Genomic DNA, 22,088 nt, shown 5'->3' on the forward strand with positions numbered 1-22,088 from the left:
AGGAAGAGTCATGACCGACGACCTGTCCGCTCCGTCCGACGACCTGTCCGCGTACGAGGACGACCTGTCGGCAATCGAGCGGCGGGTCACCCGGGAGTTCTCCTTCGGCAGGCTGCGCCCTGTCGTCGTGGGGCTGATCGCGACACTGGTGGTCGCGCTGTTCCTGCCGCACGCCGGCGGGCACTCGGCGGTCGCGGTGATCGGTGGTGCGGGCGGTGCCGGAGTGACGGTGCCGCTGCGGCTGTTCCTCGGGTTCGTGGTCGTGTTCGGCATCGGGGTCGGGACACTGGCGGTCGTGACCCGGCGATGGGCGTTGTCCTGGCTGGCGATGATCGGCACGTCGATGGGCATCGTGTTCGGCATGCTGGCGTGCTGGTCGCAGCAGTCACTGCCCGCGGAGACGCGACCCTCGGGACTCGGTGCGGGGCTGCTGCTGGCGTGGGCGGCGACGACGCTGCTTGCGATCCAGTGGGCGTCCGTGACGTGGAGTCGCGCGAACGTCATGCAGGCCCGTCCGAGGCGCGGTACGGGCCTCCGGAAGTAGCGGAATCTGCAGCTCACCGTGGGTGCCGTGGTCGTGTGAGGTGGGGCACGGTAGCGTACTGCATCGTTACAGGCGTCCGAACGTCCGGGGGTTTCCCGGATGTTGGAACGTTCAGCCGTGTTGGCCGTGAACGCAAGGGTAGTTTTCAGCGATGTTCTCAAAAGTCTTGGTTGCCAATCGCGGTGAAATCGCGATCCGGGCATTCCGTGCCTCCTACGAGCTGGGTGCGGGCACCGTCGCCGTCTTTCCGTACGAGGACCGCAACTCGGTCCACCGGTTGAAGGCAGACGAGAGTTATCAGATCGGCGAGCAGGGGCACCCGGTGCGGGCGTACCTGTCGATCGGCGAGATCGTCTCGGCGGCGAAGAAGGCCGGTGCGGATGCCATCTATCCGGGCTACGGGTTCCTGTCGGAGAACCCGGACCTGGCGGCGGCGTGCGCGGCGGAGGGCATCACCTTCGTCGGCCCGTCCTCGGAGATTCTGGAGCTGACGGGCAACAAGGCCCGCGCGATCGCCGCGGCGAAGGCGGCCGGGTTGCCGGTGCTCGCGTCGTCGGCGCCGTCCGCGGATGTCGACGAGCTGGTGGCGGCATCGGAGTCGATGGAGTTCCCGATCTTCGTCAAGGCGGTCGCCGGTGGCGGTGGCCGCGGCATGCGTCGCGTCGCCGAGCGGGCCCAGTTGCGAGAGGCGATCGAAGCCGCGGCCCGCGAGGCGGAGTCCGCATTCGGTGACCCGACGGTGTTCCTCGAGCAGGCCGTCGTCGACCCGCGGCACATCGAGGTGCAGATCCTCGCCGATCAGCAGGGCAACGTCATCCACCTGTTCGAGCGCGACTGCTCGGTGCAGCGCCGCCACCAGAAGGTGATCGAGCTCGCGCCCGCGCCGAACCTGCCGGAGGAGCTGCGGCAGAAGATCTGTGCGGACGCGGTCGCGTTCGCCAAGCAGATCGGCTACTCGTGCGCCGGCACCGTCGAGTTCCTGCTCGACACCCGGGGCAACCACGTCTTCATCGAGATGAACCCGCGAATCCAGGTCGAGCACACGGTCACCGAGGAGATCACCGACGTCGACCTGGTGCAGGCGCAGCTGCGGATCGCGTCGGGCGAGACCCTGGCCGATCTCGGTCTGTCGCAGGATTCGATCACGATCCGCGGTGCGGCACTGCAGTTGCGGATCACCACCGAGGATCCGGCGAACGGGTTCCGTCCGGACACCGGCCGGATCACCGGCTACCGCACCCCCGGCGGCGCCGGTGTGCGCCTGGACGGCGGCACCATGGTCGGCGCGGAGGTCGGCGCCTACTTCGACTCGATGCTCGTCAAGCTGACCTGCCGCGGGCGCAGCCTCGAAGCAGCCGTCGCCCGCGCCCGCCGCGCGGTCACCGAATTCCGCATCCGTGGTGTCGCGACGAACATCCCCTTCCTGCAGGCCGTTCTCGACGACCCGGATTTCATCGCAGGCAACGTGACCACCTCGTTCATCGAGGAGCGGCCGCAGCTGCTGACCTCCCGCGCCTCGGCGGACCGCGGCACCAAGATCCTGACCTACCTCGCGGACGTCACGGTCAACAAGCCGCACGGCGATCGGCCGTCGACGGTGTACCCGCACGACAAGTTGCCTGCCATCGACCTGAAGGCGGCCCCGCCGTCCGGGTCGAAGCAGCGTCTGATCGAGCTCGGCCCGGAGGGATTCGCCGCGGCGCTGCGCAAGCAGGACGCCCTCGCCGTCACCGACACCACCTTCCGCGACGCGCACCAGTCGCTGCTGGCCACCCGGTTGCGCACCCGCGACCTGCTCACCGTCGCCGGGCACGTGGCCCGCATGACGCCCGAGTTGCTGTCGGTGGAGGCGTGGGGCGGCGCGACGTACGACGTGGCACTGCGGTTCCTGCACGAGGATCCGTGGGAGCGGCTCGCGGCGCTGCGTGAGGCGATGCCGAACATCTGCCTGCAGATGCTGCTGCGCGGCCGGAACACCGTCGGCTACACCCCGTACCCGGAGACGGTGACCCGCGCGTTCGTGCGGGAGGCCACCGCGACCGGTGTCGACATCTTCCGGATCTTCGACGCACTCAACAACGTCGACCAGATGCGGCCGGCGATCGACGCGGTCCGCGAGACCGGCACGGCGGTCGCCGAGGTCGCGTTGTCCTACACCGGCGACCTGTCGAACCCGAACGAGGATCTCTACACCCTCGACTACTACCTCAAGCTGGCCGAGCAGATCGTCGACGCCGGTGCGCACGTGCTGGCGATCAAGGACATGGCAGGCCTGCTGCGTGCCCCGGCGGCCGCGACCCTGGTCACGGCGCTTCGCTCGAACTTCGACCTGCCGGTGCACGTGCACACCCACGACACCCCCGGCGGGCAGCTCGCCACCTACCTCGCCGCCTGGCAGGCGGGTGCGGACGCCGTCGACGGTGCCAGCGCCGCCATGGCGGGCACCACCAGCCAGCCGTCGCTGTCCGCGATCGTCGCCGCGGCCGCGCACTCGCCGCGGGACACCGGCATCGACCTGCAGGCCGTGTGCGACCTCGAGCCGTACTGGGAGGCGCTGCGGAAGGTGTACGCGCCGTTCGAGTCCGGGCTGCCGTCGCCGACCGGACGCGTCTACACCCACGAGATTCCGGGCGGTCAGCTGTCGAACCTGCGCCAGCAGGCCATCGCGCTCGGACTCGGCGACCAGTTCGAGGAAGTCGAGGCGAAGTACGCGGCCGCGGACCGAATGCTCGGCCGCCTGGTCAAGGTCACCCCGTCGTCGAAGGTGGTCGGCGATCTCGCGCTGCACCTCGTCGGGTCGGGCGTCGACACCGACGAATTCGCCGCGAACCCGGCCGGTTACGACATCCCCGATTCCGTCGTCGGGTTCCTGCGCGGCGAGCTCGGCACCCCCGCCGGTGGCTGGCCGGAACCGTTCCGCACCAAGGCCCTCGAGGGCCGCGGCGCCGCGAAGCCGGAGACCCCGCTCAGCGCCGACGACGAGGCCGGTCTCGCCGGCGACCCGCAGGAGCGGCGCGCCACCCTCAACCGGCTGCTGTTCCCCGGTCCGACAAAGGAATTCGGCGAGCACCGCGACAAGTACGGCGACACCTCGAGGCTGTCCGCGAACCAGTTCTTCTACGGTCTGCGCCGGGGCGAGGAACACCGCGTCCAGCTCGCGAAGGGTGTCGAACTGCTCATCGGCCTCGAGGCCGTCTCCGAGCCCGACGAGCGCGGCATGCGGACCGTGATGTGCATCCTCAACGGCCAGTTGCGGCCGGTGTCGGTTCGCGACCGGTCGATTGCCAGCGAGGTTCCCGTCGCGGAGAAGGCGGACCGCGCCAACCCCGGCCACATCGCGGCACCGTTCGCCGGCGTGGTCACCCTGGTGGTCGCCGAGGGTCAGAAGGTCGCGGCCGGGGACACCGTGGCCACCATCGAGGCGATGAAGATGGAGGCCGCGATCACCGCACCCCGTGGGGGCACGGTCTCCCGCCTGGCGATCACACCCGTTCAGCAGGTCGAGGGCGGCGACCTGCTCGCGGTGATCTCCGTCGTTGCCGCGGAGGAGGACGGCCCGCAGTGACCCGGATCGTCGCCGGCGCCGCGGGTGGGCGCCGGCTCCGGGTGCCCTCCCAGGGCACCCGCCCGACCTCCGAACGGGTGCGGGAAGCGCTGTTCAGCGCGCTCGACGCGCGGATCGACCTCGACGGTGCGCGGGTGCTCGACCTCTACGCCGGTTCGGGAGCGCTTGGGCTCGAAGCGCTTTCCCGGGGCGCGGGCCACGTGCTGCTGGTCGAGTCGAACGCCCGCGCTGCCGCCGTGGTGCGGGAGAACATCGCCGAGGTGGGCCTGCCCGGCGCGGTCGTCACGACCGCGCCGGCGGCCGCCGTCGTCGCGGGCACCCCAGACGGGGAGTACGACATCGTCATGCTCGATCCGCCGTACGCTCTGGGGGAGAACGAACTCGGCGCGGTCCTCGCCGACCTCACCGCCAAGCGGTGGATCGGGGAGGGATCGCTGGTCGTCGTCGAGCGGGCCAGCCGATCGCCGGAGACGGTGTGGCCGGACGGATTCGAGGTCGAGCGGGCCCGCAAGTACGGTGACACCCGCGTCGAGATCGCCTGTTACCGTCTGCAGACATGAGCAAGGCGGTCTGCCCCGGTTCCTTCGATCCCGTCACCAACGGTCACCTCGACGTGATCTCGCGTGTCGCGGTGCAATTCGACGAGGTCGTCGTGACCGTCGTCATCAATCCGAACAAGCAGGGCATGTTCACGATCGAGGAGCGGCTCGAGATGCTGCGGGACGCGACGGCGGATCTGCCGAACGTGACCGTCGACTCCTGGCAGGGCCTGCTCGTCGACTACGCGACCGCGAACGGCGCGACCGCGATCGTCAAGGGACTGCGCGGCGCCAACGACTTCGACTACGAGCTGCAGATGGCGCAGATGAACCACAAGCTCACCGGCGTCGACACGCTCTTCGTCGCCACCAACCCGCGGTTCAGCTACCTGTCCAGTTCGCTGGTCAAGGAGGTCGCCACCTACGGCGGCGACGTCGCGGACATGCTGCCCGCGCACGTGCACGCCCGGCTCATCGAGCGGATCGCCGAGCGCAAGGCCGCGGGCTAGATCCTCGACACATCCGCATGCCCGTGGGCGTGGCGTCGCGCCGCGCTCGCGGGCTGCGGCAAGATTGACGTGAAAGCCGCTGTCGAGGATTGGGGTGTGGCGTGTACCGGGTATTCGAGGCGCTGGACGAGCTCGTCGCGATCGTGGAAGAGGCCCGCGGTGTCCCGATGACCGCCGGCTGTGTCGTCCCGCGAGGTGACGTCCTCGAACTGCTCGACGACGTGCGCGACGCGATCCCAGGTGAACTCGACGACGCACAGGACGTGCTCGATCACCGCGACAAGCTCGTCGGTGACGCGCGCACGCACGCCGAGCAGACCGTGTCCACCGCCAATGCCGAGGCGGACGAGACACTGACGAGCGCGCGGGACAACGCCGACCGGATCCTGGCCGACGCCAAGGACAAGGCCGACCGGATGGTCGCCGAGGCCCTGGCCCACGCCGAGCAACTGGTCGCCGACGCCCGCGACGAGGCCGAGCAGACCGTCTCGGATGCGCGGCGCGAGTACCAGGACGTGACCGGCCGCGCGGCGGACGAGGCGGAGCGCATGGTCGAGTCGGGGCGCGCCTCGCAGGAACGCTTCATCGCCGAGGGGCGGGCCGAGCAGGAACGTCTCGTGTCGCAGACCGAGGTCGTGCAGGCCGCGCACACGGAGTCGGCGCGGGTGATCGATGCCGCGCACGCCGAATCGGACCGCCTGCGCAGCGATTGCGATCTCTACGTCGACAACAAGCTCGCCGAGTTCGAGGAGTTCCTCACCGGCACCGTCCGTTCCGTCGGCCGGGGCAGGCAGCAACTGCGCACCGGCTCCGGCACTCCGACCTACGACGAGCCGGAGGACCGGCGCTCCGACCGGCGGCGCTGAGGGATCGGCGCTCCGACCCGCGTGGCCGCGCGCGCGGCGTCAGCGAGTCAGTGCACCCGTGCGCGGAGGGGCGTGACCGCGTCGGCGGCGGACATCGGAGCGGGCGCGTGTGCCCGACGGCGACGGCGCACAGCCTTCTCGGCCTCGACGACGATCGGGACGATCAGTGACCAGCCCAGGCACGCCAGCCACTGGCGACCGGTCAGGGACGTCGTCATCAGGAGGTCCTGGAGGAAGCCGAGTTCCACCGCGAACACCGTGACCACCACTGGCACGGACAGGATCTTCAGCGCGCCGAGCACCGGCGCGGTGACGCCGGACTCCGGGTCGCGTCGCATGACCAGTCCCGCGAAGATCGACGCGAGCGAGAGCACCACGAACGCCATCGTCATCGGAACGTTCGCCTCGGTGGTGCTCATCTCGCCGGGGGCGAGGAGCATGGCCGCGAGGGTGACCGCGAACTGCAGAACGCCGTAGGCAAGCCACTGGATGAACGCGGGCCGGTTGGCGATGGGCAGCGCGGGATCGCGCGGCGGCTTGTTCATCAGGTTCGGCGGCGCCGGGTCGACCATGATGACCGCGACCGGGAACAGGGTGATGAAGAAGTGCTGGAACAGCACCATCAGCGGGGTCAGCGCGACGCCGTCGTTGATGTTGAAGATGCTCGCGACGAGGAACAGCAGCACCAGCGAGAACAGCTTCGACATCTGGTAGCGGATGTACGAGACGATCTTCTCGTAGATGCTGCGGCCCAACCGGATCGCGGTGATCAGCGTCCCGAAGTTGTCGTCGGTGAGCACCATCTTGCCCGCCTGCTTGGTGACCTCGCTTCCCGAGCCCATCGCCACACCGATGTCGGCCTTCTTCAGCGCGGCGGCGTCGTTGACGGCGTCGCCGGTCATCGCCACCACCGCACCCGAGCGCTGCATGATGTCGGCCAGGCGCAGCTTGTCCTGCGGGGTGACCCGGCCGAACACGTGCAGGTTCGGTAACACCGCCGACAGTTCCTCGTCGCTCATGCCCTGCAGTTCGGCTCCGCCGATCGCGCCCGGACCGAGTCCGAGTTCCGCGCCGATCGCCGAGGCGGTGATCGCGTGGTCGCCGGTGATCATCCGGACGTCGATGCCCGCCTCGTGGGCGGTGCGCACCGCGTCGACCGCCTCCGGTCGCAGCGGGTCGATGATGCCGACCATGCCGATGAAGGTGAGATTCCCGACGTGCCCCATGGGATCGGCGCGGACCGCGTCCTCCTGTCCGTCGAGGTCGCGCGCGGCGAACGCGAGCACGCGCAGGCCCTTCTCCGACATGGCCCGGTTCGCCGCAAGCAGCTCGTCTCGGACCTCGTCGATCGGGACCTGTTGCCGGCCCGGCCGGAACGCGGTCGTGCACCGGTCGATCACGACGTCGGGTCCGCCCTTGACCACCTCCACGAATCGGGTGGCGCCGTCGATCTCGAGGTGGTGGAACGTCGCCATGAACTTGTAGGCGGAATCGAACGGCACCTCGGCGACGCGGGGGTAGGCCTGCCGGGTGAGCGGGGCGTCGACGCCGATCTTGGCGGCGAGCACCACCAGTGCGGCCTCCGTGGGGTCGCCGACGACGTCCCCGGCATCGGAGACGGTGGCGTCGCTGTCGAGGCAGAGCCCGTAGGCGAGCATGGTGAAGTCGGGCGCCTCCTCGCCGGCGGCGTGGGTGATCTTCCCGGACTTGCTGTAGCCCTCGCCCTCGACCGTGTACCAGCGGGTGTGGAAGTACAGCGACCGCACCGTCATCTGGTTCATCGTCAGGGTGCCGGTCTTGTCCGAGTTGATCGCGCTGGTCGCGCCGAGCGTCTCGACGTCGGTCAGGTTCTTCACGACGGCCTTCGCCTCGGCCAGTTGACGTGCCCCGTACGCGAGCATCGCCTGGACGAAGGTGGGCAGACCGGTCGGGATCGCGGAGACGCCCATCGAGATGCCGAGCAGCAGCACCGTCGTGACACTCTGTCCTCGGACCACGCCGATGACGACGATGATCGCCACCGCGATCCACGCGATCAGGCCGAGAACCTTGGTCAGCGAGTCCAGTTCGCGCTGCAACGGTGACTTGCTCGGCGCCACGGCCGAGAGCATCGAGGCGATCCGGCCCATCTCGGTGTGCATCCCGGTGTCGGTGACCACCAGGGTGGCGGTGCCGCGGGTGACCGAGGTGTTCTGGAAAACCATGTTGCTGCGGTCGCCGAGGGGCATGTCGGCGTCGGGCAGTCTCGCGGGATCCTTTCCGATGGGGGCGCTCTCGCCGGTCAGCGCGGCTTCCTGGGTTTCCAGGGTCGCCGACCGGATCAGCCGCCCGTCCGCCGGCACGATGTCACCGGCCTCGAGCTCGACGATGTCGCCCGGCACCAGTGCGGTCGCGTCGAGTTCGACGAGCGTCCCGTCGCGGACGACCCGCGCCTGCGGGGTCTGCATCTTCGCCAGCGCGTCCACGCTGGCGCGGGCCTTGAGTTCCTGCTGCGTGCCGAGGACCACGTTCAGGAGTACCAGTGCGGCGACGACGATCGCCGTCGGAATCTCGCCGATGACGAAGCTGACGACGGCCACCGCGACCAGCATCAGGTTCATCGGGTCCCGTAGCTGCCTCAGCGCGGTCGCCCACAGGGAAGGGGAGGGTTCGGCGGCGATCTCGTTGACGCCGTAGCGCTGGGTGCGTTCCGTCGCGTCGGCCGTCGTCAGTCCCGCCCGCAGGTCGGACGACAGCGCCGTGACGACGGCATCGGCCTCCTGCGTGTGCCACGGCGGCGACGGCGGGGTGACGACGGCGGCCGGGGGAGCGGAGTGGTGTTCGGTGGTGGACATGGGACTCCTCAGTACGGGGTGGGAATCCAGTGCAGGGGCTGGTGGGTGGGCTGATAACCGTGTGGGGACTGCCGCGGCGGCAGCTCGACGTCGTGATGCTCCGGCGGTTCGTAGGGCACCTGGTCGAGCAGGTGGCTGATCACGTTGAGCCGGCCCCGCTTCTTGTCGTCCGTGTTGACCAGGAACCACGGCGCCCACCCGGTGTCCGTGAGCCGGAACATGTCGTCGCGGGCCCGCGAGTAGTCGTACCAGCGGGTGTACGACTCGAGGTCGAGGTCGGAGAGCTTCCAGATCTTGCGTGGATCGTCGATGCGACTCTGCAGTCGCAGGGTCTGCTCCTCCTCGCTGATCTCGAGCCAGTACTTGAGCAGGATCACGCCGGATTCGACGATGGTGCGTTCGACCGCTGGTATGGCCTCGAGGAACTGAAGCGACTGGTCCTCGGTGCAGAAGCCCATCACACGCTCGACTCCCGCGCGGTTGTACCAGCTGCGATCGAAGATGATCACCTCACCGGCCGCGGGCAGGTGCGGCACATATCGCTGGATGTACATCTGCGATTTCTCGCGTTCGGTGGGGGCGGGCAGCGCGATGACACGGAAGACCCGGGGGCTGACCCGTTCGGTGATGGCCTTGATGACCCCGCCCTTGCCCGCGGTGTCCCGGCCCTCGAACACGATGCAGATCTTGGCGCCCGAGGACCTGACCCATTCCTGCATCGCGACGAGCTCGGCCTGGAGCGGCACGAGCAGGTGGCGATACTCCTTGTACTTCATCCGGTCGGGTGCCGGCTCGGCGCCCGGCGCGAGGAGCTCGTCTCCGGTGGAGTCCGGGGTGCCCGCGGACTTCCCGCCCTTCTTGTTGCCGCCGCCGTGCTTGTTGCCACTGCCGTGGTTGCCGCCGTCACCGTGGTTGCCGCCGTGCTTCTTTCCCACCGAACACCCCTGACCTCGTCGGCCCGGTGGGGGACCGTCTGCCGGGACCCCGCGTCGGGACCGGTCGACTGCGCCCTCGCCGCGCGGCTCGGATGAATCGCTGGTGACATCATGCTCCCGGTCGCGGGACGGCGCGAGGTGGAACCGCGCCGCCCCCGTGGGGGCACGGTTTCGTGTGCGCGTGGACATCGCGTACCCTGGGGTGGTTGCCCGTTGCGGTCCTTGACCGCCTCGACGACCTGTCCCTCTCGACGAAAGAGTGCTCGCGTGTCCTCCCACAGCTCCACCGCGCCCCGTCCGCATGACGGTGGCTTCGTGCTGGACACCCGCAAGCTCGGTCGGCGACCCGGGTCGATGACGACCCTCACCCGGACGCTGCCCGCGCCGGCGAGGATCGGTCTCGACCTGATCGCGGTCCCGGAGGGTGCCGACGTGGAGCTCGATCTGCGGCTCGAGTCCGTCTCCGAGGGTGTGCTGGTCACCGGTACCGTGCGCGCCGCGACGAAGGGGGAGTGCTCGCGCTGCCTCGAACCGTTCGACGGCGAGCTCGACCTCTACCTGACCGAACTGTTCGCGTACCCGGACAGCGTCACCGAGGAGACCACCGAAGAGGACGAGGTCTACCGGATCGTCGACGACCTGATCGACCTGGAGCCGGTCGTCGTCGATGCCGCCGGGCTCGAACTTCCGCTGCAACCCTTGTGCAGCGAAGATTGCCAGGGACTGTGTCCCGAATGTGGGATTCGCCTGGCGATTGCAGAATCCGGGCATGGGCATGAGATACTGGATCCTCGCTGGGCTGCCCTCGCGGGGAAGTTGGTTGACGCCGACGGTGTCGATGCCGATGCAGAGTCCAGCACGAGTCGTGTGAACACCGAAGCCGAGGAGAAGTAGAAGTGGCTGTCCCCAAGCGCAGAATGTCGCGATCCAACACCCGGTCGCGGCGCAGCCAGTGGAAGACCACTGCGCCCACCCTCATCACCTGCCCGAACCGCGCCTGCGGCGAGAAGACCCTTCCCCACATCGCGTGCCCGTCCTGCGGCACCTACAAGGGTCGTCAGGTCACCGCTGCGGTCTAGTCGCAGTGACACGCAGTACGAGCCCTACAGCTCCCGCCGGCGGCGAGGAGGGACAGCATGCTTCCCTCCTCGCCGCTCTTGGCGTTGAGTTGGCCGAACCACTCCTGACGCTCGCGCTGACCCACCGGTCGTACGCGTACGAGAACGGTGGCCTGCCGACGAACGAACGGCTCGAGTTCCTGGGCGACTCCGTCCTCGGACTCTCCGTCACCGAGCGTCTGTACACAGCGCACCCGGACAAGTCCGAGGGTGAGCTGGCGAAGATCCGCGCGAGCATCGTGAACATGCACGCCCTGGCGGAGGTCGCGCGCGGTCTCGGCGAGGGCGGTCTCGGTGCCCATCTCCTGCTCGGCAAGGGCGAGGAGATGACCGGCGGCCGGGACAAGGCCAGCATTCTCGCCGACGGTATGGAGTCGCTGCTCGGCGCCGTGCACCTGCAGCACGGCATCGACACCGCCCGCACCGTCGTCCTGACCCTCTTCGCGGACCTGCTCGAGCGGGGACCGAAGCTCGGCGCCGGCCTGGACTGGAAGACCAGCCTCCAGGAACTGACCGCCGAACGCGGTGACGGTGTACCCACCTACGAGATCACCTCCACCGGGCCCGATCACGACAAGGAGTTCACCGCGACGGTCCTCGTCGCCGGTGCGCCTCTCGGCGTCGGCATCGGCCGGTCGAAGAAGGAAGCCGAGCAGAAGGCCGCCAGCACTGCCTGGAAGGCGCTGACGGACGTGCAGTCGGACTCCTCCGGCGGCGACTCCGACGCGAGCGAGTAAGCCTCGTGCCGGAGCTGCCCGAGGTCGAGGTGGTGCGTCGTGGGCTCGATGCCCACGTCGTGGGTTCCCGCGTCGACTCCGTAGAGGTGTTGCACCCCAGGGCGGTTCGCCGGCACCTGCCCGGCGGACCCGACCTCGTCGCCCGGCTGACCGGGCTCTCCGTCACCGCCGCGCGGCGTCGCGGCAAGTACCTGTGGCTCGAGGTCGACCCGGGGGACCTCGCCGTCGTCGTGCATCTGGGGATGAGCGGGCAGATGCTCGTGCAGTCGCCGGAGGTCGCGCGCGAGAAGCACCTGCGGATCCTCGCGGAACTCGACAGCGGCCGGCAGTTGCGGTTCGTCGATCAGCGCACGTTCGGGGGCTGGGCGCTGGCGCCGCTCGTGGAGGTCGCGGGCACCGCCGTCCCGGAACCGGTCGCGCACATCGCTCGCGACCCCCTGGACCCGCTCTTCGACCCGGACGCCGCGATCGCGGCCATCCGGGGCAAACGCTCCGAGATCAAACGGGTGCTCCTCGACCAGACCGTGCTGTCCGGGGTCGGCAACATCTACGCCGACGAGGCGTTGTGGCGCAGCGGGATTCATGGCAATCGACCCTCGGACCGGCTGACCCGACCCCAGGTGCGGTCCCTGCTCGACTCGGTCACCGAGGTGATGTCCGAGGCCCTCGCGCAGGGCGGCACGTCCTTCGATGCCCTGTACGTCAACGTCAACGGCGAATCCGGCTACTTCGATCGTTCGCTGTCCGCCTACGGTCGCGAGGACGAGCCCTGCCCGCGGTGCGGGGCGCCGATCCGGCGGGAGAAGTTCATGAACCGCTCGTCGTACAGCTGCCCGAAATGTCAACCGCGCCCGCGGTCCGTGCGCGGATGACCTCCGAGATCACCGCCGCGGCATCGTCGGCGCGCGATTCCGGTAGCCGCGCGTAACCGCACAGCAACCCGCGGGGACCGGTCGTGTCCACCCGGTACGCGGCAAGCGCCCGAACCGCGAGACCTCGCCGCGCGATCGCCTCGGCGACGGCGCCGTCGTCCGCCACGTCGGGCAACCGCAGTGCGACGTGCAGTCCCGCCTCGACGCCGAGTGGGTGCACGTCCGGCAGGTACGCGCGCAGCGCCTCGACGAACGCGTGCCTGCGCGCCGCGTAGGTCCGCGACGACCGGGCGAGATGCCGGGTGAGCGCACCGGATTCGATGAATCCGGCGAACGCGTCCGCGGTGATCGCGCAGACCGCCTCGCCGCTGACCGCCAGTGCCTCGTGGATCCGGGGCAGCAGCCTTGCGGGCGGGACGAGCCACGCCAGGCGCACCGACGGCGTGAGGATCTTCGATGCCGTTCCGACATAGGCGACGTGGTCATGTCCGCCCTCGATCGCGCGCAGGGCGGGCAATGTCGCCACGCCGTACCGGAATTCGCCGTCGTAGTCGTCCTCGATGAGCAGTCGCCCGGCCTCGGCCGCGTCGGACACCAGCGCCGCACGCCGTGTCGCAGGCATCCGGGCACCCAGCGGGTACTGGTGCGCGGGAGTACAATACACCGCCACATCCGCCGCGCGGATCGTCTCCGGATCGAGTCCGTCGGCATCAACCGGTACCGGCCGGATGCGGCAGCCCGCCGCCTCGATTGCCAGCCTCGCCTTCGTGTATCCGGGATCCTCGAACGCGACCTGCCGTCCCGCGAGGCCGGCCGCGGTGACCAGAGTTCGCAGCGCGGCGGCGACGCCGGGTACCACGACGATCTCGTCGGCACTCGCCGCGATGCCCCTGGTGCGGCGGAGGTGCCCCGAGAGTGCCTCGCGGAGCCGTCGATTCGAGTTCGGCCCGGGTACGCCGTTCGGAACCGGAGCGGCTGCGGCCGCACGCCACGCCGCCTTCCAGTCGCGGGACGAGACCAGGGCGGTGTCGGGGTAGCCGGGGGACAGGTCGAGCATCGTGTGGGGGAGGCCGGTGCGCGGAGCGGATTCCCGCGCGGCCCCGCCGGTGACGTGCGGGGTGACGCCGGCGCGGGCGGCGGCGTCCGCGCCCGCGGCGACGCGGGTTCCGGATCCCGCGCGGGTGTCGACGAAGCCCGCGGCGGCCAGTTCGTCGTAGGCGTCGACGACGACCGTGCGCGAGACACCGAGTTCGGCGGCGAGCGCTCGGCTCGACGGCAGCACGTCCCCTGGCCCGAGCGTGCCGCTGCGCAACGCGGTGACCACGGCACCGGCGATGCGGCGGCGGAGCGGTTCGCCGCTGTCCTCCAGTGTGAGGTGCAGTGTCGAGGGCGTCGCTGTCCGGCTCACTCCCGCAGGATACTGGTCTGCGAATATCCGCAGAACTGGATCTGGATCGCGGACCGGTATCGGGCGACAGTGGAGGCATGACGACCGACCTCGAACTCTCGCGTATCCGCAGACTGCCCGAACGCGCGAGCGCCGACCGCGCCGACCTCGACGCGGTCCTGGACGCCTCTGCATTCGGCACGCTCGCCACCGTCGTCGACGGACTTCCCTGGGTGGTGCCGATGCTCTACGCCCGGACCGGCGACCGGATCCTGCTGCACGGATCCACCGGCGCCGGGGCACTGCGCCACGTCGCGGCGGGCGCCCCGGCGTCACTGTGCGTGACGCACCTCGACGGAATCGTCTTGGCCGACAACCTGTTCAACTCGTCCGCCAACTACCGGTCCGCCGTGGTGCGCGGCCGACTCGTCCCGGTCGGGACCGACGACGCGGAAGCCGCCCTGATCGCCCTGTCGGATGCGCTGATCCCGGGTCGCAGCGGCGAGGTGCGGCCGTCGACGCGGAAGGAGCTCGCCGCGACACTGACGATCGCGCTGCCGATCGAGAACGGGAAATGGACGGTCAAGGTGCGGTCCGCGCCCCCGAGCGAAGGCGACGCGGATCCGGACACCTGGGCCGGCGTGGTGCCGCTGCGCACGGTCGCGGACGCCCCGATCCGGGCGCCCTGGGTCGGCGACGACGCGACCGTACCGCCGTCCGTCCACAGGCTCGTCCGCGGCCGCGCCGCCCGTGAGTGAACGGCCGTCGGGGTGAAAATCGCGCACGGGCCGGGGAGGACGTAAGGATCGCGTAAACGTCCCCTGGTCGCGGTGTCAGCGACTCGTCAGGGGCGAGGAAATCAGGCAATTCCGGGAGCACTCTGCACTGTGGCCCTTGAACGGGTCGGGCGCGCCGACGGACGGCGGCCCTTTTGCAGTGTGAAGAGGAATGCGTGATGGCTGATCTGGCCTACGTGATGCTGATCATCGGCACCTTCGCCGTCTGCGCGGCCGTGCTGCGCGGGCTGCAGACGAAGGCGAACCGGTGACGGCCGCGGGCGTGCTGAGCGTGGTGCTGATCGTGCTCGCGGCCGCCCTGGTGCTCTACCTGCTCGTCGCGCTCGTCGACCCCGAAAGGTTCTAGACCTGTGAATCCCGCACTCGCAGCGGGACTGCAGATCGCGTTCGTCGTCGGCGTGCTCGCGATCGCATACGTCCCCGTCGGTGACTACATGGCCAAGGTCTACACCACCGATGCAAACCTGAGATCCCGCGACCTGCGGATCGAGACGGTCCTCTACCGGCTCTGCCGGATCAATGCCCGCTCAGAGCAGACCTGGTACGGCTACGCCGGTTCGCTCCTCGGCTTCTCCGCCGCGAGCGTGCTCTTCCTGTACTTCCTGCAGCGCATCCAGGGCGTGCTACCGCTGAGCGGCGGACTCGAGGGGGTCAGCCCCGCGGTCGCGTTCAACACGGCGGCCTCGTTCGTGGCGAACACCAACTGGCAGTCCTACGCGCCCGAGACCACGATGAGCAACCTCACCCAGCCGCTCGGGCTGGCGGTGCAGAACTTCGTGTCCGCCGGGGTCGGCATGGCCGTCGCGGTCGCCCTGATCCGCGGCTTCGTCCGGGTGTCCCGGGGCGGCGAGATCGGCAACTTCTGGGTCGACCTGACCCGGGGCTGCCTGCGGATCCTGCTGCCGATCTCGTTCGTCATCGCGCTGATCCTGTTGAGTCAGGGCGTGATCCAGTCCTTCCGGACCGGATTCGAGTCCACCGGACTGGACGGGAACGTCGTCACCAACGCCCTCGCGCCGGTGGCCTCGCAGGAGGCGATCAAGGAACTCGGCACCAACGGCGGCGGCATTCTCGCCGCGAACTCCGCGCACCCGTACGAGAACCCGACCCCGGTCACCAACATCGTCGAGATCCTCGCGATCCTGCTGATCCCGGTGTGCCTGACCCGGACCTTCGGCACCATGGTCGGCGACCGGAAGCAGGGACTGACCCTGCTCGCGGTGATGGGCGTGCTGTGGGGCGGTCTGCTCGCGGTGACGCTGGCCGCCGAGTCCGGCACGCGTGGGGTGGCCGCGACCGCGGCCGGCGTGATGATGGAGGGCAAGGAGGTCCGGTTCGGGATCCCCGGCAGCGCGCTGTTCGCGGTCACCACGACCGGAACCTCCACCGGCGCGGTCAACTCCGCGCACGACAGCATGTCGCCGCTCGGAGGCGGTGCGGTCCTGCTGAACATGCTGCTCGGCGAGATCGCCCCCGGCGGTGTCGGCACCGGCCTGTACGGCATCCTCGTCCTGGCGATCATCGCCGTGTTCGTCGGCGGACTGCTCGTCGGTCGCACCCCCGAGTACCTCGGCAAGAAGCTCGGCAGGCGGGAGATCACCCTCGCCGCACTGTCGGTGCTGGTGATGCCGGCCCTGGTGCTGATCGGCACCTCGATCACGGTGATCCTCGGCTCGACCATCGGATACCTCGGCAATTCCGGGGATCCCGGCACCCCGCAGGCAATCCACGGCTTCAGCGAGGTGCTCTACGCCTTCGCGTCCGCGTCGAACAACAACGGCAGCGCCTTCGGCGGGCTCACCGTGACCAGCGACTGGTTCCAGTCCTCGCTCGGGGTCTGCATGCTGATCGGCCGGTTCCTGCCGATCCTGTTCGTCCTGGCCCTGGCCGGATCGCTTGCCGCACAGAAGCGTTCCGAACCCAACGCGGGCACCCTCCCCACCGCCGGACCGATGTTCGCCGGACTGCTCACCGGCACCGTCGTTCTGGTGGCTGCACTCACCTTCTTCCCGGCCCTCGCGCTGGGCCCGATCGCGGAGGCTCTGCAATGAGCGTGAACACCAAGGAACGTCCCCGGACGATCCCCGGACCCGACGGTGGTCCGGACCCGAAACCGGTCAAGGCCGGCCTGTTCGACCCCCGGCAGATGGTGACCGCGCTGCCCGGTGCGGTCCGCAAGCTCGACCCCCGCCACCTCGCGCGCAATCCCGTGATGTTCGTGGTCTTCGTCGGCTCGGTGGTGACGACGGTGATGGCGCTCGCCGACCCCTCCGTCTTCGCGTGGGTGGTCGCCGGCTGGTTGTGGTTCACCGTCCTGTTCGCGAACCTCGCCGAATCCGTCGCCGAGGGCCGCGGCAAGGCGCAGGCCGCCAGCCTCCGAAAGGTCAAACAGGACACCACCGCCCACCGGATCACCGACAGCGGGGCGATCGAGTCGATCCCCGGCACCGATCTGCGGGTGGGGGACCGGGTGGTGGTGGTCGCCGGTGAGGTGATCCCCGGTGACGGCGACGTCGTCGAGGGCATCGCCACCGTCGACGAGTCCGCGATCACCGGTGAGTCCGCGCCCGTGGTCCGCGAGTCCGGCGGCGACCGCTGTGCCGTCACCGGCGGCACCGTGGTGCTGTCCGACCGGATCGTCGTCGAGATCACCGCCGCCCCCGGGCAGTCCTTCGTGGACCGGATGATCGCTCTCGTCGAGGGCGCGGCCCGGCAGAAGACGCCCAACGAGATCGCGCTGAACATCCTGCTCGCGTCGCTGACGATCATCTTCCTGCTCGCCGTCGTCGCGATCGGGCCGATGGGTCTGTACGCGGGCCACGAGCAGGACCCGATCAAGCTGATCGCCCTGCTGGTGTGCCTGATCCCGACCACCATCGGCGCGTTGCTCTCGGCGATCGGCATCGCAGGCATGGACCGGCTGGTGCAGCGCAACGTGCTGGCGATGTCCGGCCGGGCGGTCGAGGCCGCAGGCGACATCGACACCCTCCTGATGGACAAGACCGGCACCATCACCTTCGGCAACCGTCGTGCCACCGCCCTGTACCCGGCACCGGGCGTCGACGCCGTCGACCTCGCGGCCGCGGCGCGGCTGTCCAGTCTGGCCGACGGCACCCCGGAGGGGCGCAGCATCGTCGAGTTGTGCGCCACCGAGTTCGGCCTGTCCGCGGACCCGACCGAGGCCGAGAAGGCGGCGGAGTTCGTGCCGTTCACCGCGCAGACCCGGATGAGTGGGCTCGACATGCGGGACGACACGGATGAGGTCCGGCAGATCCGTAAGGGTGCCGGCGACGCAGTCCTCGGGTGGGTGAGCGCGCAGGGCGGAGCCGCCGACGTCGCAGTCACCGACACGGTCGGCGACATCGCCGCAGGCGGTGGCACCCCGCTGGTGGTGGCCGACGCGTCGCCGGACGGGGTGCGGGTGCTCGGCGTGATCAAGCTCGCCGACGTCGTGAAGCCCGGTATCGCACAGCGGTTCGCCGAACTCCGGGCGATGGGCATCAGGACGGTGATGGTCACCGGCGACAACCCGTTGACCGCCAAGGCGATCGCGGCGGAGGCCGGGGTCGACGACTTCATGGCCGAGGCCACCCCGGAGGACAAGCTCGCGCTGATCCGCCGCGAGCAGAGTGGTGGCCGGCTGGTCGCGATGACCGGCGACGGCACCAACGACGCGCCCGCGCTCGCGCAGGCCGATGTCGGGGTCGCGATGAACACCGGAACCTCCGCCGCCAAGGAGGCGGGGAACATGGTGGATCTCGACTCCGACCCCACCAAGCTGATCGAGGTGGTCGAGATCGGCAAGCAGTTGCTGATCACCCGCGGCGCGTTGACCACCTTCTCGCTGGCCAACGACCTGGCGAAGTACTTCGCGATCCTCCCCGCGCTCTTCAGCGTGATCTATCCGCAGCTGGACACGCTGAACATCATGCGTCTGGCCACGCCGGAGTCGGCGATCGTGTCCGCGGTGGTGTTCAACGCGCTGGTCATCATCGCGCTGATCCCGTTGGCGCTCAAGGGTGTCCGCTACCGGCCGGCGACCGCCTCGAAGCTGCTCGGACGGAACCTGTTGGTGTACGGAATCGGCGGTGTCGTCACGCCGTTCATCGGCATCTGGCTGATCGACCTCGTCGTCCGACTGATTCCCGGGATTGGGTGAGTGACCATGCGATTCACGATCGGATTTCTGCGTCAGGTCGGAGCGGGACTTGCCGTCCTGCTCGCATTGACCGTGGTACTCGGCATTGCGTACCCCGCCGCCGTGTGGGGGATCGGGCGCCTGTCGTCCGGATCGGCTGAGGGCTCACCCGTCCGCGACGCCACCGGGTGTGTGGTCGGCAGCCGGTGGATCGGCATCGACCCACAGGTGTCCGCCGGGGAGCCGGACCGGTTCTTCCATCCCCGGGTGACCGGGTCCGTCTCCGACGACGACCCGTTCGCGCCCGGTGACCCCGCCGTCGCCCTACCCACCAATCAGGGGCCAAGCAGCGAGATCCTGGCCGGTTTCGTCGAGGCCCGGCGCACGGCGATCGCCGACCGCGAGGGCGTGTCGCCGGATCGGGTACCGGTCGACGCGCTGACGGGGTCCGGTTCCGGTGTCGACCCGCACATCAGCCCCGCGTACGCGGAGCTGCAGGTGCGCCGCGTCGCCGAGGTCAACGGGCTGAGTGAGGACAGGGTGCGTGCCCTCGTCGACGAGCACACCGACGGCCGCCAGCTCGGCTTCCTCGGCGCGGAGCGGGTGAACGTGCTCGAACTGAACCTCGCGCTCGGGCTCACGGCACCGGATTGTGCGACCGCGGGTGGATGATGGCGGGGTGAGTGGCATCGAACCCGTGCCGCGGTCTGCGACGAGCGGCAGCGACACCGCCCGCAAGCGCGGCGAACTGCGCATCTACCTGGGCGCAGCGCCGGGCGTCGGCAAGACCTACGCGATGCTCGGTGAGGCACACCGGCGACGCGAGCGGGGCACCGATGTGGTCGCGGCCGTGGTGGAGACGCACGGCCGCGCCCGCACCGCCGCGCAGATCGGTGATCTCGAGGTGATCCCACCGAAGATCATCGAGTACCGGGGCACACGGATGGGGGAGCTGGACGTCGACGCGGTCCTGCGTCGGCGGCCCGCCCTCGTCCTCGTGGACGAGCTCGCGCACACCAACACCCCGGGCAGCCGGAACGAGAAGCGCTGGCAGGACGTCGAGGAATTGCTCGCCGCGGGCATCGACGTGCTGTCCACGGTGAACGTGCAACACCTCGAATCGCTGAACGACGTCGTCCAGCAGATCACCGGGGTGGTGCAGCGGGAGACGCTGCCCGACGAGGTCGTGCGTTCGGCCACCCAGGTCGAGTTGGTCGACATCACCCCGGAGGCGTTGCGGCGCAGGCTCTCCCACGGAAACGTCTATGCGGCGGAGAAGGTCGACGCCGCGCTGAGCAACTATTTCCGGCGGGGGAACCTCACCGCGCTGCGAGAACTGGCGTTGCTGTGGGTGGCCGACCAGGTGGACGCGGCGCTGGCGAAGTACCGCGCCGAGAACGCGATCACCGACACCTGGGAGGCGCGGGAACGGGTGGTCGTCGCGGTCACCGGTGGCCCGGAATCCGAGACGCTGATCCGGCGGGCGAGCCGGATCGCGTCGAAGGCCAGCGCCGAACTGATGGTCGTGCACGTGGTCCGTGGCGACGGGTTGGCCGGGGTGTCGGCGCCGGAGATGGGGAAGGTGCGCAAGCTCGCGGCGAGCGTCGGCGCCAGCCTGCACAGCGTCGTCGGCGACGACGTCCCGGCGACACTGCTGGATTTCGCCCGCTCGGCGAACGCAACCCAGTTGGTGCTCGGCACCTCACGCCGGTCCCGGTGGGCGCGCATCTTCGACGAGGGCATCGGCGCGACCGTCGTGCAGCAGTCCGGCGGCATCGACGTGCACATGGTCACTCACGGCGAGACGAAGCCGCCCCGCCGGTGGCTGCCCACCGGGTCCCGGCCCCGCCGCGCGGTGTCGTGGATCGCGGCGCTGCTGGTGCCGTCGTTCGCCGCGCTGCTGATGTGGGCGATCAATGCCAGATACGACGTCGGCGGCGAGAGCGCGCTGTTCTTCGTCGTGGTGCTCATCGTGGCGCTGCTCGGCGGGGTGGCGCCGGCGGTGCTGTCGGCGCTGATCTCCGGGCTGCTCCTCAACTACTTCTTCACGCCGCCGCTGCGCAGTTTCACGATCGCCGAGCCGGACAACTTCATCACCACCGTGGTGCTGCTGGTCGTCGCGGTCGCGGTCGCGGTGCTCGTCGACGCGGCCGCCAAACGCGCGAGGGAGGCCCGCCGGGCGTCCCAGGAGGCCGAGCTGCTCGCGTTGTTCGCGGGATCGGTGCTCCGCGGTGCGGACCTGCCTGCGCTCCTGGACAAGGTCCGGGAAACCTACGGACAGCGGGCCGTCAGCGTCATCCACCGGGAGGGCGGGGTGGTCAGCGCGGTCGGGGAGGACCCGCCGCGCACGCTCGACGCCGCGGACACGGTGTGCGAGGCGGGCGATGCCGATTACGCGTTGGCGCTGAGCGGATCCGACGTGGCGGCGCGCGACCGGCGGGTGCTCACCGCGGTCGCGAACCAGGCCGTCGGGCTGATCCGGCAGGAAGAGTTGGCGGCGGAGGCCATGCAGGCGCGGGCACTCGCCGAGGCCGACCGGCTCCGGCGGGCCCTGCTGTCCGCGGTCAGTCACGACCTGCGCACCCCGCTGGCCGCGGTCAAGGCGGCCGTGTCGAGCCTGCGCAGCGACGACGTCGAGTTCTCGCCCGAGGACACCGCGGAACTGCTTGCCACGGTGGAGGAGTCGACCGACCAGCTGACGAACCTGGTCGGCAATCTTCTCGACTCCTCGCGGCTCGCCGCAGGTGTCGTCCGGCCTGCCCTGCGGCCGGTGTACCTCGACGAAGTGGTGCACCGGGCGCTCGTCGGTGTCGGGGTCGGCGCCACGGCGGGCTCCGCGCGGGCACTGCGGGACCGGGTCCAGGTGGACGTGGGTGGTCACGCCGTCCTCGCCGACAGCGGACTCCTCGAACGCGTGGTGGCGAACCTGGTGGACAACGCGCTGCGGTACGCCCCGCAGGGAGTGGTGCGGATCGGCGCCGGGGCGGTGAAGGATCGGGTGCTGATCACCGTCACGGATTCCGGCCCGGGCATCCCTCGCGGTGCCGAAGAGCAGATGTTCGACTCGTTCCAGCGACTCGGCGACCGGGACACCACGACCGGCGTCGGGCTCGGGCTGTCGGTGGTGCGCGGCTTCGTCGACGCCATGGGCGGCACGGTCGGCGCCACCGACACGCCGGGCGGGGGACTGACCATGGTGGTGGATCTGGCCGGAATCGGAAAGGCTGACTGAGTGACGGAAGGGCTC

18 protein-coding genes are annotated in these 22,088 nt (G+C 69.8%); 15 read left to right on the plus strand and 3 right to left on the minus strand.

The window, feature by feature from the left end; translation table 11 throughout:
• Window positions 1-10 precede the first annotated feature (10 nt).
• From ACWDUM_RS13640 to ACWDUM_RS13660, 5 genes are all read left to right on the plus strand, one after another.
• Window positions 11-544: an Rv2732c family membrane protein gene (locus ACWDUM_RS13640; RefSeq protein ID WP_450134383.1), complete on the plus strand. Its 534-nt coding sequence runs from the start codon at window positions 11-13 to the stop codon at window positions 542-544.
• Window positions 545-695: 151 nt separating this feature from the next.
• Window positions 696-4,109, plus strand: a complete 3,414-nt coding sequence (locus ACWDUM_RS13645; RefSeq protein ID WP_450112217.1) for a pyruvate carboxylase — start codon at window positions 696-698, stop codon at window positions 4,107-4,109.
• Window positions 4,106-4,669, plus strand: coding sequence for a 16S rRNA (guanine(966)-N(2))-methyltransferase RsmD (gene rsmD, locus ACWDUM_RS13650; RefSeq protein WP_450112218.1), 564 nt, complete (start codon window positions 4,106-4,108; stop codon window positions 4,667-4,669). Before ACWDUM_RS13645 ends, rsmD begins: the two co-directional genes overlap by 4 nt.
• Entirely contained in the window at window positions 4,666-5,157 is a 492-nt protein-coding gene (gene coaD / locus ACWDUM_RS13655; RefSeq protein WP_450112219.1) for a pantetheine-phosphate adenylyltransferase, read from the plus strand. The genes rsmD and coaD overlap by 4 nt, the downstream gene beginning before the upstream one ends.
• A gap of 101 nt (window positions 5,158-5,258) precedes the next feature.
• The gene (locus ACWDUM_RS13660) at window positions 5,259-6,023 is read left to right on the plus strand and encodes a DivIVA domain-containing protein (RefSeq protein WP_450134384.1); all 765 of its coding nucleotides are present in this window, start codon (window positions 5,259-5,261) and stop codon (window positions 6,021-6,023) included.
• Window positions 6,024-6,070: 47 nt separating this feature from the next.
• Here the strand turns inward: ACWDUM_RS13660 and ACWDUM_RS13665 are convergent, their stop codons facing one another.
• Both ACWDUM_RS13665 and ppk2 read right to left on the minus strand, forming a co-directional pair.
• A complete protein-coding gene (locus tag ACWDUM_RS13665) occupies window positions 6,071-8,857 on the minus strand; it encodes a cation-translocating P-type ATPase (RefSeq protein ID WP_450134385.1) in 2,787 nt (928 codons plus the stop codon).
• An 8-nt stretch (window positions 8,858-8,865) separates the two neighbouring features.
• Window positions 8,866-9,792 carry a polyphosphate kinase 2 gene (gene ppk2, locus ACWDUM_RS13670; RefSeq protein WP_450134386.1) on the minus strand — a complete coding sequence of 309 codons (927 nt, stop codon included), beginning with the start codon at window positions 9,790-9,792 and terminating at the stop codon, window positions 8,866-8,868.
• Between the two features lie 315 nt (window positions 9,793-10,107).
• Between ppk2 and ACWDUM_RS13675 the strand changes: the two genes are divergently transcribed.
• The 4 genes from ACWDUM_RS13675 to mutM are packed head-to-tail and all read left to right on the plus strand — an operon-like array spanning window position 10,108 to window position 12,519.
• On the plus strand, window positions 10,108-10,686 hold the full coding sequence (locus ACWDUM_RS13675) for a YceD family protein (RefSeq protein ID WP_450134734.1): 579 nt from the start codon (window positions 10,108-10,110) through the stop codon (window positions 10,684-10,686).
• A gap of 2 nt (window positions 10,687-10,688) precedes the next feature.
• Window positions 10,689-10,871 carry a 50S ribosomal protein L32 gene (gene rpmF, locus ACWDUM_RS13680; protein WP_450112223.1) on the plus strand — a complete coding sequence of 61 codons (183 nt, stop codon included), beginning with the start codon at window positions 10,689-10,691 and terminating at the stop codon, window positions 10,869-10,871.
• Window positions 10,872-10,876: 5 nt separating this feature from the next.
• On the plus strand, window positions 10,877-11,647 hold the full coding sequence (gene rnc / locus ACWDUM_RS13685; protein ID WP_450112224.1) for a ribonuclease III: 771 nt from the start codon (window positions 10,877-10,879) through the stop codon (window positions 11,645-11,647).
• Between the two features lie 5 nt (window positions 11,648-11,652).
• On the plus strand, window positions 11,653-12,519 hold the full coding sequence (gene mutM, locus ACWDUM_RS13690) for a bifunctional DNA-formamidopyrimidine glycosylase/DNA-(apurinic or apyrimidinic site) lyase (protein WP_450112225.1): 867 nt from the start codon (window positions 11,653-11,655) through the stop codon (window positions 12,517-12,519).
• Here the strand turns inward: mutM and pdxR are convergent.
• On the minus strand, window positions 12,455-13,927 hold the full coding sequence (pdxR, locus tag ACWDUM_RS13695; protein WP_450134387.1) for a MocR-like pyridoxine biosynthesis transcription factor PdxR: 1,473 nt from the start codon (window positions 13,925-13,927) through the stop codon (window positions 12,455-12,457). The two genes, mutM and pdxR, sit on opposite strands and share 65 nt — an antisense overlap.
• A 77-nt stretch (window positions 13,928-14,004) precedes the next feature.
• On the opposite strand from pdxR, the gene ACWDUM_RS13700 reads away from it, so the two are divergent.
• The 6 genes from ACWDUM_RS13700 (at window position 14,005) to ACWDUM_RS13725 (ending at window position 22,073) form a co-directional block, all read left to right on the plus strand.
• Window positions 14,005-14,664: a pyridoxamine 5'-phosphate oxidase family protein gene (locus tag ACWDUM_RS13700; RefSeq protein ID WP_450112227.1), complete on the plus strand. Its 660-nt coding sequence runs from the start codon at window positions 14,005-14,007 to the stop codon at window positions 14,662-14,664.
• A gap of 286 nt (window positions 14,665-14,950) precedes the next feature.
• The gene (locus ACWDUM_RS13705; RefSeq protein ID WP_450112228.1) at window positions 14,951-15,049 is read left to right on the plus strand and encodes a potassium-transporting ATPase subunit F; all 99 of its coding nucleotides are present in this window, start codon (window positions 14,951-14,953) and stop codon (window positions 15,047-15,049) included.
• A 4-nt stretch (window positions 15,050-15,053) separates the two neighbouring features.
• Window positions 15,054-16,754: a potassium-transporting ATPase subunit KdpA gene (kdpA, locus tag ACWDUM_RS13710; RefSeq protein ID WP_450134388.1), complete on the plus strand. Its 1,701-nt coding sequence runs from the start codon at window positions 15,054-15,056 to the stop codon at window positions 16,752-16,754.
• The gene (gene kdpB / locus ACWDUM_RS13715; protein ID WP_450134389.1) at window positions 16,751-18,862 is read left to right on the plus strand and encodes a potassium-transporting ATPase subunit KdpB; all 2,112 of its coding nucleotides are present in this window, start codon (window positions 16,751-16,753) and stop codon (window positions 18,860-18,862) included. Before kdpA ends, kdpB begins: the two co-directional genes overlap by 4 nt.
• Window positions 18,863-18,868: 6 nt before the next feature.
• Window positions 18,869-19,513 carry a potassium-transporting ATPase subunit C gene (locus tag ACWDUM_RS13720; RefSeq protein WP_450134390.1) on the plus strand — a complete coding sequence of 215 codons (645 nt, stop codon included), beginning with the start codon at window positions 18,869-18,871 and terminating at the stop codon, window positions 19,511-19,513.
• Between the two features lie 7 nt (window positions 19,514-19,520).
• Window positions 19,521-22,073: a DUF4118 domain-containing protein gene (locus ACWDUM_RS13725; protein ID WP_450134391.1), complete on the plus strand. Its 2,553-nt coding sequence runs from the start codon at window positions 19,521-19,523 to the stop codon at window positions 22,071-22,073.
• Window positions 22,074-22,088 lie beyond the last annotated feature (15 nt).

This window comes from Rhodococcus sp. NPDC003322 (assembly GCF_053589555.1).

What these genes read in the sequence shown, in the direction of transcription:
- ACWDUM_RS13640 (WP_450134383.1), top strand. Translation starts at nt 11, where the DNA reads ATGACCGACGACCTGTCCGCTCCGTCCGACGACCTGTCCGCGTACGAG.
- ACWDUM_RS13720 (WP_450134390.1), top strand. Translation starts at nt 18,869, where the DNA reads ATGCGATTCACGATCGGATTTCTGCGTCAGGTCGGAGCGGGACTTGCC.
- ACWDUM_RS13645 (WP_450112217.1), top strand. Translation starts at nt 696, where the DNA reads ATGTTCTCAAAAGTCTTGGTTGCCAATCGCGGTGAAATCGCGATCCGG.
- kdpB (WP_450134389.1), top strand. Translation starts at nt 16,751, where the DNA reads ATGAGCGTGAACACCAAGGAACGTCCCCGGACGATCCCCGGACCCGAC.
- ACWDUM_RS13700 (WP_450112227.1), top strand. Translation starts at nt 14,005, where the DNA reads ATGACGACCGACCTCGAACTCTCGCGTATCCGCAGACTGCCCGAACGC.
- ACWDUM_RS13665 (WP_450134385.1), bottom strand. Translation starts at nt 8,857, where the DNA reads ATGTCCACCACCGAACACCACTCCGCTCCCCCGGCCGCCGTCGTCACC.
- coaD (WP_450112219.1), top strand. Translation starts at nt 4,666, where the DNA reads ATGAGCAAGGCGGTCTGCCCCGGTTCCTTCGATCCCGTCACCAACGGT.